This window comes from Nitratireductor sp. ATLC21, assembly GCF_057196525.1.
On sequence record NZ_JBXUOU010000002.1, the window covers coordinates 1,217,241 to 1,233,776 of the forward strand.

General features: G+C 59.4%; 15 protein-coding genes. All 15 read left to right on the forward strand.

Going from position 1 to position 16,536, the window contains the following annotated elements; translation table 11 throughout:
• The first annotated feature begins 11 nt into the window (after positions 1 to 11).
• The 15 genes from AC2CHD_RS13360 to AC2CHD_RS13430 all read left to right on the forward strand — a co-directional run bounded on the left by AC2CHD_RS13360 (position 12) and on the right by AC2CHD_RS13430 (position 16,482).
• Entirely contained in the window at positions 12 to 653 is a 642-nt protein-coding gene (locus AC2CHD_RS13360; RefSeq protein WP_484554070.1) for a phage distal tail protein, Rcc01695 family, read from the forward strand.
• Positions 650 to 1,540, forward strand: coding sequence for a DUF2163 domain-containing protein (locus AC2CHD_RS13365; RefSeq protein WP_484554071.1), 891 nt, complete (start codon positions 650 to 652; stop codon positions 1,538 to 1,540). Before AC2CHD_RS13360 ends, AC2CHD_RS13365 begins: the two co-directional genes overlap by 4 nt.
• Complete coding sequence (locus AC2CHD_RS13370; RefSeq protein ID WP_229447465.1) at positions 1,537 to 2,013, forward strand: NlpC/P60 family protein; 477 nt, start codon at positions 1,537 to 1,539, stop codon at positions 2,011 to 2,013. Before AC2CHD_RS13365 ends, AC2CHD_RS13370 begins: the two co-directional genes overlap by 4 nt.
• Positions 2,014 to 2,019: 6 nt before the next feature.
• Positions 2,020 to 5,982, forward strand: coding sequence for a baseplate multidomain protein megatron (locus tag AC2CHD_RS13375; protein WP_484554072.1), 3,963 nt, complete (start codon positions 2,020 to 2,022; stop codon positions 5,980 to 5,982).
• A 26-nt stretch (positions 5,983 to 6,008) separates the two neighbouring features.
• Entirely contained in the window at positions 6,009 to 6,215 is a 207-nt protein-coding gene (locus tag AC2CHD_RS13380) for a hypothetical protein (protein ID WP_229447463.1), read from the forward strand.
• Between the two features lie 91 nt (positions 6,216 to 6,306).
• On the forward strand, positions 6,307 to 6,618 hold the full coding sequence (locus AC2CHD_RS13385; protein ID WP_484554073.1) for a hypothetical protein: 312 nt from the start codon (positions 6,307 to 6,309) through the stop codon (positions 6,616 to 6,618).
• Between the two features lie 57 nt (positions 6,619 to 6,675).
• Positions 6,676 to 7,347 (forward strand): response regulator transcription factor, encoded by a 672-nt coding sequence (locus AC2CHD_RS13390; protein ID WP_229447462.1) that lies wholly within the window; start codon positions 6,676 to 6,678, stop codon positions 7,345 to 7,347.
• 41 nt (positions 7,348 to 7,388) lie between these two features.
• Positions 7,389 to 8,777 (forward strand): ATP-binding protein, encoded by a 1,389-nt coding sequence (locus AC2CHD_RS13395; RefSeq protein WP_484554074.1) that lies wholly within the window; start codon positions 7,389 to 7,391, stop codon positions 8,775 to 8,777.
• Between the two features lie 82 nt (positions 8,778 to 8,859).
• The gene (locus AC2CHD_RS13400; RefSeq protein ID WP_484554075.1) at positions 8,860 to 9,297 is read left to right on the forward strand and encodes an RT0821/Lpp0805 family surface protein; all 438 of its coding nucleotides are present in this window, start codon (positions 8,860 to 8,862) and stop codon (positions 9,295 to 9,297) included.
• A 108-nt stretch (positions 9,298 to 9,405) separates the two neighbouring features.
• Positions 9,406 to 10,527, forward strand: a complete 1,122-nt coding sequence (ccmI, locus tag AC2CHD_RS13405) for a c-type cytochrome biogenesis protein CcmI (protein ID WP_484554076.1) — start codon at positions 9,406 to 9,408, stop codon at positions 10,525 to 10,527.
• A 7-nt stretch (positions 10,528 to 10,534) separates the two neighbouring features.
• Positions 10,535 to 10,969: a cytochrome c maturation protein CcmE gene (ccmE, locus tag AC2CHD_RS13410; RefSeq protein ID WP_484554077.1), complete on the forward strand. Its 435-nt coding sequence runs from the start codon at positions 10,535 to 10,537 to the stop codon at positions 10,967 to 10,969.
• A gap of 56 nt (positions 10,970 to 11,025) precedes the next feature.
• Positions 11,026 to 13,011 carry a heme lyase CcmF/NrfE family subunit gene (locus AC2CHD_RS13415; RefSeq protein WP_229447457.1) on the forward strand — a complete coding sequence of 662 codons (1,986 nt, stop codon included), beginning with the start codon at positions 11,026 to 11,028 and terminating at the stop codon, positions 13,009 to 13,011.
• Complete coding sequence (locus AC2CHD_RS13420) at positions 13,008 to 13,484, forward strand: cytochrome c-type biogenesis protein (RefSeq protein ID WP_484554078.1); 477 nt, start codon at positions 13,008 to 13,010, stop codon at positions 13,482 to 13,484. The genes AC2CHD_RS13415 and AC2CHD_RS13420 overlap by 4 nt, the downstream gene beginning before the upstream one ends.
• 97 nt (positions 13,485 to 13,581) lie before the next feature.
• Positions 13,582 to 14,814, forward strand: a complete 1,233-nt coding sequence (locus AC2CHD_RS13425; RefSeq protein ID WP_484554079.1) for a bifunctional alpha/beta hydrolase/OsmC family protein — start codon at positions 13,582 to 13,584, stop codon at positions 14,812 to 14,814.
• A 129-nt stretch (positions 14,815 to 14,943) separates the two neighbouring features.
• Positions 14,944 to 16,482, forward strand: coding sequence for a DegQ family serine endoprotease (locus AC2CHD_RS13430; protein WP_484554080.1), 1,539 nt, complete (start codon positions 14,944 to 14,946; stop codon positions 16,480 to 16,482).
• Positions 16,483 to 16,536: the final 54 nt, after the last annotated feature.

The following is a 16,536-nucleotide window of genomic DNA, read 5'->3' on the forward strand; positions in this document are numbered from 1 at the left end:
GAAGAACCGGCATGAACGCCTTTCACGATGTGCGGTTTCCCGTGGCCATCTCCTTTGGGGCCACTGGAGGGCCGGAAAGACGCAACGAAATCGTGGAGCTGACATCGGGCCGCGAGAAGCGCAATGCGAGACATGCGCTAGCGCGGCGGTATTACGACGTCGGCACGGGATTGCGCTCGCTCGACGATGTGCATGAAGTGATCGCATTTTTCGAGGCGCGGCGCGGTTCGCTTCACGGGTTTCGGTTCCGCGATCCATTCGACATGAAATCGTGTGGGCCTTCCGGGACGCCGGCTGCGAATGACCAGTCTGTCGGCGTAGGCGATGGCGTCACCACACGCTTTCAGTTGGTGAAGACATATGGCGAGGGACCCGATGCGGTTGCGCGTCCGATCACCCGCCCAGTCGCGGACACGGTTCTCGTCGGCGTCGACGGTGTGCTTCAGCAGACCTCACTCGACTTTGCCATCGACAGCGCCACCGGAGAAGTGGTGTTCCAATCTCAGGCGGTGCCCGCTGAAGGCGCTGTGGTCACGGCGGGGTTCGAATTCGACGTGCCCGTCCGCTTCGACATTGAAAGATTGTCGGTGAGCCTCAGTGCTTTCAAGGCGGGGCAAATTCCCACAATCCCGCTGGTGGAGATCCTGGCATGACGTCGACCGAAGAAACGCTGGAAGCCCACATTCAAGGGGAGGTGACAAGTCTTTGCCATTGCTGGCGGTTAAGCCGATCCGACGGGGTCATCCTCGGTTTTACCGACCACGACAGGCAATTGCATTGCGATGGCACGAGTTTCCATCCGAACACGGGTTTTACGGCGAGCGAAGCCAGATCATCATTCGGACTATCGGTGGATACGGTCGATGTGGCTGGAGCGCTTTCGGCCTCGGAAATCCTGGAAGACGACATTCTCTCAGGTCTCTATGACGGTGCAAGGGTTGAGACTTTGCTCGTGAATTGGCGAAATCCATCGACGTTTCAGAAACTGCGCGTGGCGGTGATTGGCAAGGTGACGCGGCAGGATGGACGTTTCGTTGCCGAATTGGAGAGCGAAGCATGGACACTTGATCAACCAAGCGGTCGAACCGTGGGACGATGCTGCGATGCTGAACTGGGCGACCAGCGATGCGGAGTGGATCTGACCGATGACCGTTTTGCAGGCAGCGGCACTTTCCTTCGCGTTGAAGAAGGGGACGTTGTGGTGGTTGATGGCCTCGATGCGTTTGCGGCTGGCTGGTTTGACAATGGCGTTCTGACCTGGGCCAGCGGAGCGCAATCTGGTCGCAAGGAACGGGTCATCGCGCATGTGAAGTCGGGAAGCGAGACCCGGCTTTCACTCTGGCGCGAAGCACCGCTTTCTGGGGAGGCCGGCGACCTTTTTACCGTCGTGTCCGGATGTGACAAGCAATTTTCCACCTGCAAGGGGAAGTTCCAAAACGCCCTGAACTTCCGTGGTTTTCCGCATTTGCCCGGCGATGACGCAGCCTACAGCTATGTACGGGGCGAGGGGGTCTTCGACGGCAAGGCTTTGGTGCGATGAGACAGCGTACCCATACAACCGAGGAGGCCCTGCGGGAAGCCATTCTGAACGAAGCCTTGAGCTGGGTCGGCACCCCTTACCGGCATCAGGCGAGCCGCAAGGGCGTGGGTTGCGATTGCCTCGGACTGTTGCGCGGTGTGTGGCGAAACGTACTGGGCCGCGAAGCAGAGGACCCGGGTGTTTACAGCGCGGACTGGGCTGAGTGTGGCGGGGAAGAGCGTCTTCTTTCTGCAGCCAGGCGTCATTGCATTGAACAGGCGCAAACGGCCCCCAAGCCTGGCGATATCGTTCTGTTTCGCTGGCGCATACATCTGCCAGCCAAGCATGTGGGCATCATGACGGCGACGGATGCCTTCGTGCACGCCTATGAAGGGAGCGCAGTCGTGGTCTCAGCGCTCGTACCGCAATGGCGCAGACGGATTGCAGGTGTGTTCGCCTTTCCACTACCCCCATCCTCGATACCTGGAAAGTAGAAGCTTATGGCTACACTCGTCTTGCAGGCTGCCGGTGCGTTCCTCGGTGGCTTTCTCGGGCCTGTCGGCGTGACGCTAGGGACAGCTGCGGGCGCTCTGGCCGGCTATGTAGTGGATAGGGCTCTGTTTGGAGGAGCGCAGCACTACGAAGGACCGCGGCTTTCCGCAGCAAGGCCATTTTCCGGGGAGGAAGGCTCTCCCTTGCCCAGACTTTATGGAACCGTGCGCACGGGCGGCACCCTGATCTGGGCGACGCGTTTCGAAGAAACCAGCACCACGGAGCGTCAAGGCGGCAAGGGCGGGCCGAAAGTAACCACCTATTCTTATTTTGCCAACGCCGCATTTGCGGTCTGCGATGGTGAGATTGCCGGTGTCCGTCGCATCTGGGCCGACGGCCAGGAAGTGGATCAAAGCAGGGTCAGTATCCGAGTTTACCGCGGTACAGAGGACCAAATGCCCGATCCGCTGATCGAGGCAAAGCAAGGCACCGGCAATGCGCCGGCCTATCGCGGAACCGCCTATGTGGTGATCGACCGCATGCCAATTGATGATTACGGGCGACGAATCCCTCAGCTTCAGTTTGAAGTGCTCCGGCCGGTTTCCACGTTGAATGCGAAGGTTGGATCCGTGGCCCTTATCCCCGGCTCCACCGAGTTCGGCCTTTCTCCGAAAACAGTTGAAATTCGCAACAGTCCGGGAAAGCACACGGTCGTCAACCGCAACACGCGCGTCGCCGAAAGCGATTTCGAAGCCTCGCTGGATGAGTTGCAGGCATTAATGCCGAATCTCAAGAGCGTTTCCCTTGTCGTTTCATGGTTCGGTACGGATCTGCGGGCAGGGCACTGCCAGATCAAACCTATGGTGAGTTCTCACGGCGGCAGCGCGTTTCCATTGGACTGGGAAAATATCTGGAGACTGATGGGGGTGCCCCCGGCATTTCTCGACCACCTTTCGGGCAGCGGGCAGAATGAAAAATGGAAGGTTTCGAGCCTGGAGCGAGAGAACGCCCAAGTGGTTTCCTACACCGAGCAGGGCGCTGCTTATGGAGGGACGCCGTCCGACCATACGGTGGTAGCCGCGATCAAGGCGATCAGGGCGCGGGGTCTAAAGGTCTGGCTCTATCCGTTCATTATGATGGATGTGCCCGCCGGCAATGATCTCCCCAGTCCGGATGGAGAAACCCATCAGCCTGTTTATCCATGGCGGGGGCGGATTACATGTTATCCGGGACCGGGTCGCCCGGGGACTGCAGACAAGAGCGCGGCGGCGGATGCGCAGGTCGCTGCTCTGCTGGGAGATGCTGCGGCGGCCGCTTACACTCCTAACGAGGATACGGTGGACTTCACCGGTGATCCCGATGAATGGGGTTATCGACGTTTCTTGCTTCACTACGCCCATGTGGCCGCCGTGGCTGGCGGCGTGGACGGGTTTCTGATCGGTTCGGAACTGCGAGGATTAACCCAGTTGCGCAACCAGAACGGTCAGTTCCCCTTTGTCGAGGGGTTAAGGATCTTGGCCAATGAAGTGCGCGCAATTGTGGGGGCGGGAGCGACGATAACCTATGGCGCGGACTGGACCGAGTATTTTGGGCATCAGCCTGCTGACGGAAGCGGTGACGTACTGTTTCACCTTGATCCCCTATGGGCGGACGATGCGATTGATGCGGTGGGTATCGACAATTACATGCCGCTGTCCGACTGGCGCGATGAAGATCATGCGGGAGGCAACCCAGATGGTTTTTATGGACCCTACGACCCGGTGGGGCTCAAGGCGGGCATCGCTTCAGGCGAGGGCTTCGATTGGTTTTATGCCAGTGAGGCAGATCGGCGCGCCCGGTTTCGCACCCTGATTGCGGACGGGGCTTATGGAAAACCCTGGGTTTTCCGCTACAAGGATCTTGTTAGCTGGTGGTCGAACCCGCATTTCGACAGGATTGGCGGGGTGGAAAAGGCCCTTCCGACCGCCTGGTTGCCTGCTTCCAAACCAATCATCTTTACCGAGCTTGGTTGCCCAGCGGTCGACAAGGGCCCCAATCAGCCGAACGTATTTCCGGATGCGAAATCCTCCGAAAACGCGTTGCCGTATTTCTCCAATGGTGGGCGCTCGGACCTGGCCCAGCATCGGCTGCTCGAGGCGCATTTTGACTACTGGGCCGAGACGGGTCCGCACAACCCGGTTTCACCGGTTTATCAAGCCCCTATGGTTGATCCGCAAATGTTCAGCCTTTGGGCCTGGGATGCCCGTCCCTTCCCGGCCTTTCCTGTTCGAACGGATGTTTGGGGTGACGGTGGCAATTGGGCGACCGGGCATTGGCTCAACGGTCGCGCAAGCAGCGCAACCGCCGGCGATCTTATCAACGCCATACTGGACGATCATGGGCTGGATAGGGCCGAAACGGAGAATGCGGACGGTTGGATCGCCGGCTATGCGATCGCCAATCCGACCACTGCCCGAGCAGCACTCGAACCGATCCTCGATCTTTTTGGTATCGGTGCTCATGAGCGGGAAGGAAAACTCAGTTTCCGTTCACTCGCCGCCGCTCTGAGCGGTAAGCGAGAGATCACGGAGTTGGCCATGCAGGATGAAGGTGTGGTCGTGGAGCGGATGCGGGAGCCCGATCATGCCCTGCCTGCCGAATTGCATTTGGATTTCCGTGACGAGATGCGCGATCATCAGGCGGCCACTACACGTGTTTTGCATATAGGTGCGAAGGGGCGGAGAACACATTTTCTCAGTTTCCCGGGTGTGTTGACGGCGCCGGAAGCTGACATCCAGGCGAAGGAATGGCTTTTTCGCCATTGGGCTGCGCGGGAGGAAGCCCAGTTCGCCTTGCCGCCGTCAGAGCACGGCATCGAGCCAGGCACGATCCTGCATCTCCCCGAGATTCTGGGGGCAGGTCGATACCTCGTCACCGAGGTGGAAGATGGCCTGTTGCGTCGGGTCAAGGCACGGCGTGTGCTTGGAAATCCAGCTCCAGCGACAGGTGCGGCTCCTTCACTACCGACCGACAATGCTGAACAAGGGGAAAGTGCTGCTTTTGCCTTGATGCTCGATCTGCCGTGGCAGCCCGACACACGCGAAAGTCACGAGCAGTTTCGGCTCGCCGTTCATTCAGCCCCCTGGAGCAGTCATGTCGCCTTTGCCTCGCCTGAGGACAGTGGTTTCGAATTGCGCAGCCGGATTGAAAAGCGTGCCACCATCGGCTTCCTCAAAGAACCACTCGGAAGCGGTGTGTTGGGCCGGCGGGACACAAGCCGGACGATCTCAGTGGAGCTTCTCTCCGGCGCATTGGAAAGTGTTTCGGTGGCCCAACTCGTCAATGGTGCAAACGCAGCTGCCGTTTTCAGCGAGGCGGGTGTCTGGGAGATATTGCAGTTCACCACAGCCGAAGAGATTGAACCGTCCGTGTGGCGTCTTAGCGGTCTGTTGCGGGGGCAACTGGGAACCGATGACGCCATGAAAGCAGGCGCACCGGCTGGAGCCGGGTTTGTCTTGCTAGACCAGGCTGTACAGGCAGCGGGACTACGGGCTGGCGAAATCGGGCTTGAACGCAGTTGGCGTATCGGACCAGCCGGGGAAGCTCTTGGCAGCACACGGTTTTTTCAGACACAGGGCACGGGCGGCCTGCGTGCGCTCCTGCCTTTGTCACCGGTCCACCTCAGGGCACGTAAAACCGCTACGGAAGCGGTGGTTCTGTCCTGGGTGAGGCGAGGGCGTGTGGACGCCGACAGCTGGCTGGGCGACGACGTGCCCCTTGGCGAGGCGAGCGAGCGCTACCGCGTCGACGTGGCCGGCAGCAGCGGGACTGTCGTGCGCAGCGTCACGTCTACTTCGACAAACTGGACTTACACGCCGGAAATGAAGGCCGAGGATTTTGCGGAGGCGTCGCCGGACATTCGTTTCACGGTCCGCCAGCTAAGCGAACGGGTCGGCCCAGGATTGCCGGCAACAATGTTCTTCGCAGGTTGAGTGTGCAATGAAGGAAAGGAAGAACGATGAGTGACAGCAAACCATGGTACCTCTCCCGAACGATATGGGCGTCGATGGTGACGATTGCAGCTACGGCTGCGAGCATGCTGGGTTATCCTTTGGGAGACATCGACAGTTCAGCCGTGTCCGATGAAGTTTTGCGGGTAGTCACCGCGATCTCCGGGCTGATCGCCATCTTCGGTAGAGTTCAGGCCCGCAGCCTTATCCGGTGAGAGACTGGAGCAACGGGAAGGCAGCCGCCGACACTACGGTTCTGACTAGAATCGGTACGGCGGCCACGGGGCTGGATGGGGGTAAAATGACATGCTGTTCATTTCCTATTCAGCCTCGATAGGTTACATCACAGACATGTTCTGGCACCGCACATATAAACTTGGCTTCTTCGTCGCACTGGCGCTCTTGCCGGCGATGGCCTGGCCGACGACATCTCCAGCCCAATCGGGCGTGGATTGTTACTCCGTTGGCTCCCGGGTCGCCTCACAAAACGGCGGCACACTGGTTCAGGCAACACCTGAGAACCGTGGCGGACAGACGGTCTGCAGGGTTGTGGTGGTGATCCCCGGGGGGAATGGGGAACGCCCGAAGCGGGCCGAATTCGTGGTCCCCGCAAATTGACGTCGCACGGCAGCCGCGACAAAACTGAATTTTGAAACAAACCATGTTGAGGGGTTCATGCGCATTCTCGTTGTCGAAGACGACAAGGACCTGAACCGGCAGATATGCGAAGCGTTGACGGACGCCGGTTACGTCGTTGACAAGGCGTTTGACGGGGAAGAGGGGCATTTTCTCGGCGATACGGAGCCCTATGACGCAGTGGTTCTCGATATTGGTCTGCCGCAGATGGACGGGATCAGTGTGCTCGAACGCTGGCGTCAGGATGATCGCAAGATGCCCGTTTTGATTCTCACTGCCCGTGATCGCTGGAGCGACAAGGTGGCCGGCATCGATGCCGGGGCCGATGATTATGTGACGAAGCCGTTTCATATTGAGGAGGTTCTCGCGCGTTTGCGCGCGCTCATCAGGCGCGCGGCAGGGCACGCTTCAACGGAATTGCGCTGCGGACCCGTGCGCCTCGATACCAGAGCCTCAAAGGCGGATGTCGATGGGGTTCCGCTGAAACTCACCTCGCACGAATACCGGCTGCTCGCCTATCTCATGCACCATCGGGACACGGTTGTTTCCAGAACGGAGCTCGTCGAACATCTCTACGATCAGGATTTTGACCGAGATTCCAACACAATCGAGGTTTTTGTCGGTCGCCTGCGCAAGAAGCTCGGGGATGTGGACCTGATCGAAACGGTGCGCGGCATGGGATATCGACTGCGCGAACCGGAGGCCGGCTAGGCCTTCCTGACATGGCGGATCAGAAGAAGCAGCCTTGGCTCATGCGGATTGTAACGCGCTCGCTCGCTGTCCGCGTTATTGCTTTCTCCTCCTTCTGGGCGATCATCGCACTGGTCGTCATCGCAACCATCATCTCCGCCTTGTTTCGTCAGGTTTCAGAACGCGGTTTCGATAGCGTCCTGTCCGCTTACCTCAACAATGTCATTGGCTCGGTGGGGCTTGCGGAAGACGGAACCTTGCAGGGCAGCCCCAATCTCGATGATCTGCGTTTTCTGCAGCCCCAATCCGGCTGGTATTGGGCGGTGGAACCGCTGACCGATGACCTGGGCCGAGCATTGCGCTCGCCTTCCATGGCAGAGCCCGTCCCATCGCCGAGCATAAATGATGTGCCGTTCAACACCGGATTTCAGCGCAGCTACATGGCCATGGGGCCAGGTGGCGAAACGATCGAGGTGGTTGAGGCCGAACTGGTCGTGGGTGACCAGGGCCAGGTGGCGCGTTTTCGCGTCATGGGCAATCGAAGCGAGCTGGAGGACGAAGTCAGCCAATTTGTTCGCAGACTTTACGGCTATCTGGCAATATTCGGCCTTGGGATGATTGCCATCAATGTTTTTGCCATCCTCTACGGCTTGCGCCCGCTCAATCGCGTTCAACAGGCTCTTTCAGAGATTCGAGCAGGCTCGACGCAGCGGCTTGAGGGCCCGTTTCCGACCGAAATCGAAGCGTTGGCGGACGAGACCAATGCCTTGATCGACAACAATCGACGTATCGTTGAGCGTTCGCGCAAACAGGTCGGCAATCTGGCTCACTCCCTGAAAACTCCTCTAGCCGTTCTCATGAACGAAGGTCATGCGGTGGGCGGTGAACGGGGAAAGCTGATCACAGCCCAGGCCACCGCGCTTCAGCGTCAGCTCGATCACTATCTGCAGCGGGCGCGAGCAGCAGCCCAGCGCGACAGTCTTGTCTTTCGCACACCGGTCAAGGCATCGCTCGAGCGCATGGCGCGGGTCATGGGCAAGCTCAATCCCACGATCGACCTTGAAGTGCAGTTTCCTGACGATCCTTTGATCTTTGCCGGGGAACGGGAAGATCTGGAGGAAATCAGCGGCAACCTGATGGAAAATGCCATGAAATGGGCCAGGACGCGCGTTTGCCTGTCTGTCAAGGACGCCGCGTCGCAGGGCGATGCCCGCGGGCTTCTTATTATCATTGAAGACGACGGTCCCGGTATTCCCGAAGAGAGGGCGCGGGACGCGTTGAAGCGTGGCCGGCGGCTTGATGAAACCAAGCCTGGTACCGGGCTCGGGCTTGCGATTGTCGCAGATCTGGTGGAAGAGTATGGGGGTTCTCTCGCTTTGGAACGTTCCTCGCTTGGTGGGCTCAAAGTTGTTGTTGCACTGCCTCGTGCGGAAGCTCAGGGCGCCAGTTGAGCAGAATTGCCCAAATTGGGCCAAACCGAAGCTTTAAACACCTTGCAAACGACACATGTGTCTCAAGGGACCATTGGTATCAATGAAACTCTCAGCAGTTTTTGCAGTAGCCCTATCCGCAGTTTTGTCCGGCTGCCTGAGCAACGGCATGTCGAGCGCGCAACTCGAGCCCAATCAGTTTGCAGCATCTCAGGCTGCAACGGACAGTTCCGCCATACTTGGCATGGAGGGCGGTGGCCTGATTGGTGGCGAATTCGGCGCTGAATTATCTCGTCGGCAAAAACGCATCGCGATAGAAGCTGAGTACAAGGCCCTCGAGAGCACACCCGCTGGCCAAGACGTGTCGTGGCAGGATGCCGGCTCCGGCCGGACTGGAACCGTACGCGCGGCGCAGCCTTACCGCGTGGGCTCCCAGGACTGTCGGCAATATACCCACACCATCCAGATCAACGGGACGCCCCGGGAAGCACGCGGAACCGCTTGTCGCAACGAGGATGGAAGCTGGATGCTGCTGGGATAAGATTTTCAGCAAAAATCTCAGGGTTGGGGAACGGGGGGCGGCCAGTTTGCCAAATGGCCGCAGCTGCGCCGAGTTGGCAGCACGTTCCCCGGCGGCTATTTAGGATCCATGTTGTTCTGGATCCTTGCAGCCTTTCTGACTTTCATTGCCGCCTTTGCAGTGCTGCGACCCTTCGCCGTGCGCCAAGCGCCCGCCGAAGATGCAGGCGCCCATGACATCGAGGTCTACCGTGATCAGCTTGAGGAAGTGGAACGTGACGCGAAGCGCGGACTGATTGGCCAGCAGGAAGCCGAACAGGCCAGGGCCGAGATAGGACGTCGCATTTTGCAGGTCTCCGAGGCTGCTGATATCCGCGATAGTACCAGGTCGAATCGTCGTGTTACCCAATTGACGGCTGCCGCGGCCGTTCTCGCAATTCCATTGGTGAGCTGGGGCCTTTACGTGTTCACCGGGGAACCCGGCATGCCCGCACAACCTTTGCATGCGCGAACAGCTGCCGAGCCCGCCGATGCGTCTATAGACGAGTTGGTCGCGCGCGCAGAGACGCATCTGGCGACCAATCCTGACGATGCCCGCGGCTGGCAGGTTCTGGCTCCGGTCTACATGCGTCTGGGGCGCTTTGCGGACGCTCAAACCGCCCTGCAAAACATCATGAGGCTCTCAGGCGAAACAGCAGAGCTGAAAGCGGCGCTGGGAGAGGCGATGGTCGGGGCTGCGCGCGGCATGGTGACGGCCGATGCAGAAGGGGTTTTCGAGCAGGCCCTCGCGCTCGACCCCAACGAGCCGAAAGCGCGATTTTTCCTGGGGCTGGCGCGTGCTCAGGAAGGCGCAACCGAGGATGCGCGGACGATCTGGCGCGGAATGCTGGAAAATCTTCCTGATGCCTCGCCATGGCGTGAGGCAGCGCAGCAGGCCATGGCACAATCCGGCGGCGAGGGAAATTCTGCTCGCGGCCCCGCGGCAGGCGAGGTGGCTGCGGCTTCCGACCTTTCCGAGACCGATCGTCAGGCGATGATCGAAGGCATGGTGAAAGGGTTGGACGAAAAGCTGCGCGAAAACCCTTCCGATCTGGAAGGATGGCGGCGTCTCATTCGTTCATACGTTGTGCTTCAGCGTCCTGAAGCCGCCAAGGAAGCGCTCGCGCGCGCTGTGGCGGCATTCGGCGATAAAGCCTCCGAAAGTGCAGAACTGAAGGGGTTCGCGGCCAATCTTGGCGTGACAATCGAATAGGTTGGATGTGACACGGAAACAAAAAAGGCTGGCGATAATCGCAGGCGCCCTAGGCTTTATCGGAGCAGCCACCGGGCTCACGCTCTATGCTCTGGGCGAACAGACATCTTATTTTTACATGCCAGGAGATCTGGCGGAAAACCCGGTTGCTGCCGGTCAGCGCATCCGGCTCGGCGGCCTTGTGGAAAAGGGCTCTATAGTACGCTCCGACGATACCCATGTTCGCTTTACGGTGACCGATGGAAGCAACACGGTGACGGTGCGCTACAATGGCATCCTGCCCGATCTTTTTCGAGAGGAGCAAGGTGTGGTCACCGAGGGCGTTTTCGACGACAGCAAGATCTTTGTTGCGGATACCGTGCTTGCCAAGCATGACGAGAATTACATGCCGCGCGAAGTGGCCGACAGTCTCAAGGAAAAGGGTGTCTGGCAGGAAAACTGACGCCGTTGTAACGCGTCCGGACCAGCCAGAACGGATCGATTGGAGTGGATGACACAATGAGCATTGAACTCGGTCATTTTGCCCTTGTCCTCGCCTTCGCGCTGGCGCTGGTTCAGATGGCGGTGCCCATCATCGGTGCTCAGATCAAGAACGACACGCTGATGCGCGTGGGTGAGCCCGCGGCCCTGACCAATTTCATGCTGGTCGCGCTCTCCTTCATGGCGCTTACCTCCGCCTATATCCAATCGGATTTTTCCGTATTGAACGTCTGGGAGAACTCGCATTCGGCCAAGCCGCTTCTCTACAAGATCACCGGTACATGGGGGAACCATGAGGGGTCGATGCTCCTGTGGGTGCTGATCCTTGTTTTTTTTGGTGCGCTGGTGGCTGTTTTCGGGCGTAACCTTCCTCTATCCCTGCGTGCGAATGTGCTCGGAGTGCAAGGTGCGATCAGCTGTGCCTTCATCATATTCATTCTGGCGACCTCCAACCCGTTTGCACGCCTCGACCCGGCCCCGATGGAAGGGCGTGATCTAAACCCCATTCTCCAGGACATAGGGCTCGCCGTTCATCCACCTCTGCTTTATCTCGGCTATGTCGGGTTTTCCGTTGCCTTTTCCTTTGCCATTGCGGCCCTGATCGAGGGGCGGCTGGATGCGGCCTGGGCGCGCTGGGTGCGGCCCTGGACGCTTGCAGCCTGGATGTTTCTGACAGGCGGTATCGCAATGGGCTCATACTGGGCCTATTACGAGCTTGGCTGGGGCGGGTTCTGGTTCTGGGATCCGGTCGAGAATGCCTCGCTGCTGCCGTGGCTGGGGGGGACGGCGCTATTGCACTCGGCGCTGGTTATGGAAAAGCGGTCGGCGCTGAAGATCTGGACGGTCCTTCTTGCTATCCTGACATTCTCGCTGTCGTTGCTCGGAACGTTTTTGGTCCGTTCCGGCGTTCTGACCTCCGTCCATGCCTTTGCGACGGATCCGGCACGCGGCGTTTTCATTCTCGGGATTCTCGTGCTGTTCATTGGCGGGTCCTTAGCGCTTTTTGCCTGGAGGGCAGCAACGCTGGCACCGGGTGGCCTCTTCCAGCCGATCTCGCGCGAGGGAGCGCTGGTCCTTAACAATCTGGTTTTGACGACTGCGACCGCCACGGTGTTGATCGGCACGCTGTACCCGCTTTTGGTCGAGGCCGTGACCGGCGACAAGATCTCCGTCGGAGCACCGTTTTTCAATCTCACCTTTGGCCCTCTTATTCTTCCTCTCCTGGTGATCGTGCCCTTCGGCCCGCTTCTTGCGTGGAAGCGAGGCGATCTGTGGGCTGTGTCTCAAAGGCTCTTCGGGGCTTTTGGTGCCGCACTCGCTATCGCGCTTCTTGCTTTCGTTCTGGTCGATCGTGCTTCGGTTCTGGCCGCACTCGGCATTGGACTGGGAGTGTGGCTCGTGCTGGGTGCGATGACTGATCTCGTCGTCAAATCCGGTGTTGGCAAGGCGGCGCCGTCCGTGGTTTTCAGTCGTTTCAAAGGATTGCCGCGCTCAGTGTTTGGAACAGCTCTGGCGCACGCGGGGATCGGGTTGACCACGATCGGTATCATCTCCGTGACGACGCTGGAGACTGAGCGCATCGCCGCGATGCAGCCAGGCGAGACCGTTCAGATTCAGGGATACAATCTACGGTTCGACAGCCTGCGTCCCTTCACAGGCCCGAACTACACCGAAGACCAGGCAACCTTCGTTCTGTCCCGGGTTACCGGAAAACCTCTGGGCGAGGTGGTGTCGTCCAAACGCCTTTATACAGCCCGCCAAATGCCAACCACTGAGGCTGGCATCAGAACGCTTGGCCTAAGCCAGCTTTATGTTTCCCTTGGTGATCAGACCCCCAACGGCAAGATCGTCGTACGCATCTGGTGGAAACCGATGGTCACGCTGATCTGGCTCGGCGCCCTCGTGATGATGGTGGGCGGGACCGTGTCGCTTCTTGATCGTCGGTTGCGGGTCGGCGCGCCTATGCCGCGCCGCAAGCCGGCGGTGGAGGGACGGGTGGCATGAGGCGCTTGATCATTGGTGTGCTTACCGCCGCTTTTGGGCTGCTGAATATGGCGCTTCTGCCTGTCTTGGCGGTGCAACCTGACGAGATCCTTGATGATCCGGTGCTGGAGGAGCGCGCGCGTGAGCTTTCTGCGGAGCTGCGGTGCATGGTTTGCCAAAACCAGTCCATTGACGATTCGGATGCGGAGCTCGCGCGTGATCTTCGGATCCTCGTACGCGACCGTCTCAAGGCAGGTGACAGCAACGAGGAAGTGATCGCCTATGTGGTGGATCGTTATGGAGAGTTTGTTCTCCTGAAACCGCGTTTCAGCTATCGCAATGCACTGCTTTGGGGTGCCCCCGTGATATTGCTGCTGGTGGGCGGCGTGCTGATCGTCACCGGTGCGCGGCGCAAAAAGACTGGCGGCGCTGTATTGAGACTGAGTGCAGAAGAAAAGAAGCGCCTTGACCAAATCTTGAGCGACCGTGAATGAGTTTCCTGATCACAAGCCTGTACGGGGGAACCGGATCCACTTAGCCTGACACCGGGCTGCCAGACGGCAGGATCGGGAGAGTTGCGAAAGGGACCCCATGACGGCGATAACCCAGAAGCTCACGTTCAAAGGCCACTCCGGCGCGGATCTTGCCGCCCGGCTCGATTTGCCCAACGGACCAATCAGGGCTTATGCGCTCTTCGCGCACTGTTTCACCTGCTCGAAAGATCTGCTCGCTGCGCGGCGCATTGCCGCCGAATTGGCGCGGGCAGGGATTGCCGTGCTGCGCTTTGATTTTACTGGCCTCGGATCCAGCGAGGGAGAGTTCGCATCTACCAACTTCTCTACCAATCTCGAGGATTTGCTTAGCGCTACAGCTTTTCTTGAGAAGCATTATGAAGCTCCGTCCGTGTTGATCGGTCATTCTCTGGGAGGGGCGGCCGTCCTTGCCATTGCCGGGCGGCTGCCGTCGGTGAAGGCCGTCGCAACCATTGGTGCGCCCGCTGATACGGCGCATGTGCTCAAGAATCTTGGCACGTCGCTGGAAGACATCCAGCAGGGCGGCGAAGCGGAGGTTTCACTGGCGGGTCGCGCTTTCCGCGTAAAGAAACAGTTTGTTGAGGATGTCCGCTCGCACAGAATTCTCGATGCTGTAGCAGGGATGCGCAAACCGCTTCTCATCCTCCACGCTCCACTTGACGAGATTGTCGGGATCGACAACGCCACCCAGATTTTCCTCGCGGCGAAACACCCCAAAAGCTACATCTCACTGGATCAGGGCGACCATTTGCTGACCAATACTGAGGACGCAGCCTTTGCAGCGAGCGCCATCGGTGGCTGGCTTTCACGCTATTTGCCGGGCGACGAGGCGCAGGGTGCAGTGTCGATTGAGCATGTGCGTGTGATGGAGACAGGTCAGGGCACCTTTCAGAATGCGGTACAAGCCGGCAGGCATCGACTGTTTGCCGATGAACCGGAGAGTTTTGGCGGGTTGGATACAGGGCCTTCGCCTTATGATTTTCTGTCCATCGCCCTTGGCGCCTGCACCACGATGACCTTGCGTCTCTACGCCGATCGCAAGAAGCTGGATCTTGGACGCATCAGTGTGGATGTCTCCCATAAAAAGATCCACGCCAGGGACTGCGAAGACTGTTCCGACGCCGCGAAGACACAGGGGCGCATCGATAGGTTTGATCGCGTCATCGATGTGGAGAAGCCCACGACACCCGAAATACGCGATAAGCTGGTTGAAATTGCCGGCAAATGTCCGGTTCACAAAACGCTTGAGAGCCTCGTTCATGTCCACACGGCCGTGCGCAGAGATGCGTGAGAAGAAATCGACGCAAACATTACGAAAATTTCATCGGCTGGAAATGGCGTCGTAATGTACGGATCGCTATCTCTTCACTCAACGCGCGTTGACGCGCTGAAGTGAAATTCTCCAAGAGGACAGGTTGCTATGCATCACGACGCGGAAAACAAGGCATCGAAAAAGGGCATTGTCGGAGGCAGGCGGGGGCGCCTGATGGCGACCATCGCGTCTGTCGCAATCGCCGGGGCGATAGGGCTGGGCGCTGTGACAAGCGGGACGGTGCCCGTCATGGCGGAAGCGGTTCGGCTCGAGCAGCCCGTGCAGGCCCCCAGCTTTGCAGACATCGTTGAAAAGGTATCTCCCGCGGTCGTGAGCGTCCGTGTGAAAGCTGATGTCGAGATGACCGCGAACCGTGGCGGCCCGGGCTTGTTCGACATGCCAGGCTTTGAGGAGCTGCCGGACGGGCACCCGCTCAAGCGCTTTTTCCGGGAATTCCGCGGTGATCGCGGATTTGAGCAGGATCGCCGAGCCGAGCGTCGTCGTCCCCGCCCGGTTTCTCAGGGGTCCGGTTTCTTCATTTCCGAGGATGGATATCTCGTCACCAACAACCATGTGGTCGATGGCGGCAGCAACTTCACCGTCGTCATGGATGACGGCACGGAGATCGACGCCAAGCTCGTCGGAACCGATCCGCGCACGGACCTTGCTGTTCTGAAGGTCGAAGAAGAGCGCAAGTTCACCTATGTGGATTTCGCGGATGACGAGAAGGTCCGGGTAGGCGACTGGGTGGTTGCAGTCGGTAACCCGTTCGGCCTTGGCGGCACTGTGACGGCGGGCATTGTTTCCGCCCGCGGCCGAGACATCGGCGCTGGGCCCTATGACGATTTCATCCAGATTGATGCAGCAGTGAACCGCGGTAACTCCGGTGGTCCGGCTTTCAACCTGAGTGGTGAGGTCGTCGGCATCAACACGGCAATCTTCTCGCCGTCGGGCGGCAATGTCGGCATCGCGTTCGCCATTCCGGCCTCGGTTGCCAAGCAGGTTGTTGGAGATCTGATCGAGGACGGTACGGTTGAGCGCGGTTGGCTTGGCGTTCAGATCCAGCCTGTCTCCAAGGACATCGCCGAATCTGTCGGTCTTGACGAAGAAAAGGGCGCGCTGGTCGCCGATGCACAGGAAGGCGAGCCTGCAGCCAAGGCCGGAATCCGCTCCGGCGACATCATCATCGCCGTGGACGACAAGCCGGTCGCTTCGCCGAAGGAACTGGCACGCCTGATCGCTGGGTTCGCGCCGGGCAATGAAGTCGACGTGACGGTTTGGCGTGACGGCGCAACCGAAACCCTTGAAGTCACACTCGCCGAGATGCCCGGCATCGAGACGGTGGCAGCGGCCCGCGGTGGCTCCCAGTCCAGCACAATGGATGCACAATTCGGTCTGAAGGTCACACCGGCGGAGGATGGCGATGGTCTGGTCGTGACGGATGTGGAGCCTGACAGCGCTGCCGAGGAGCGCGGTATCCGCCCCGGCGATATCATTCGCGCCGTCAATTCCCAGAAGGTGAAAACGGGCAAGGATGTCGAAAACGCGGTTGCTGCTGCCGTGAAAGCGGGCCGCAAGGCCGTTCTGGTGCAGATCGAGCGCGACGAGGCAAGCCGCTTTGTCGCCCTTCCGACCAGCGAAGGCTGATCATCCTGACAATCCGGTTCCCCCGCGGTTTCTTCGGGGGAGCCGGGCTTTGTC

Bases quoted from the DNA above. Each gene is read 5' to 3' on its own strand.
- AC2CHD_RS13370 (WP_229447465.1), top strand. From the start codon at position 1,537: ATGAGACAGCGTACCCATACAACCGAGGAGGCCCTGCGGGAAGCCATT.
- AC2CHD_RS13425 (WP_484554079.1), top strand. From the start codon at position 13,582: ATGACGGCGATAACCCAGAAGCTCACGTTCAAAGGCCACTCCGGCGCG.
- AC2CHD_RS13420 (WP_484554078.1), top strand. From the start codon at position 13,008: ATGAGGCGCTTGATCATTGGTGTGCTTACCGCCGCTTTTGGGCTGCTG.
- ccmI (WP_484554076.1), top strand. From the start codon at position 9,406: ATGTTGTTCTGGATCCTTGCAGCCTTTCTGACTTTCATTGCCGCCTTT.
- AC2CHD_RS13375 (WP_484554072.1), top strand. From the start codon at position 2,020: ATGGCTACACTCGTCTTGCAGGCTGCCGGTGCGTTCCTCGGTGGCTTT.
- AC2CHD_RS13365 (WP_484554071.1), top strand. From the start codon at position 650: ATGACGTCGACCGAAGAAACGCTGGAAGCCCACATTCAAGGGGAGGTG.
- AC2CHD_RS13430 (WP_484554080.1), top strand. From the start codon at position 14,944: ATGCATCACGACGCGGAAAACAAGGCATCGAAAAAGGGCATTGTCGGA.
- AC2CHD_RS13380 (WP_229447463.1), top strand. From the start codon at position 6,009: ATGAGTGACAGCAAACCATGGTACCTCTCCCGAACGATATGGGCGTCG.
- AC2CHD_RS13395 (WP_484554074.1), top strand. From the start codon at position 7,389: ATGCGGATTGTAACGCGCTCGCTCGCTGTCCGCGTTATTGCTTTCTCC.
- AC2CHD_RS13390 (WP_229447462.1), top strand. From the start codon at position 6,676: ATGCGCATTCTCGTTGTCGAAGACGACAAGGACCTGAACCGGCAGATA.
- AC2CHD_RS13385 (WP_484554073.1), top strand. From the start codon at position 6,307: ATGCTGTTCATTTCCTATTCAGCCTCGATAGGTTACATCACAGACATG.
- AC2CHD_RS13400 (WP_484554075.1), top strand. From the start codon at position 8,860: ATGAAACTCTCAGCAGTTTTTGCAGTAGCCCTATCCGCAGTTTTGTCC.
- AC2CHD_RS13360 (WP_484554070.1), top strand. From the start codon at position 12: ATGAACGCCTTTCACGATGTGCGGTTTCCCGTGGCCATCTCCTTTGGG.
- AC2CHD_RS13415 (WP_229447457.1), top strand. From the start codon at position 11,026: ATGAGCATTGAACTCGGTCATTTTGCCCTTGTCCTCGCCTTCGCGCTG.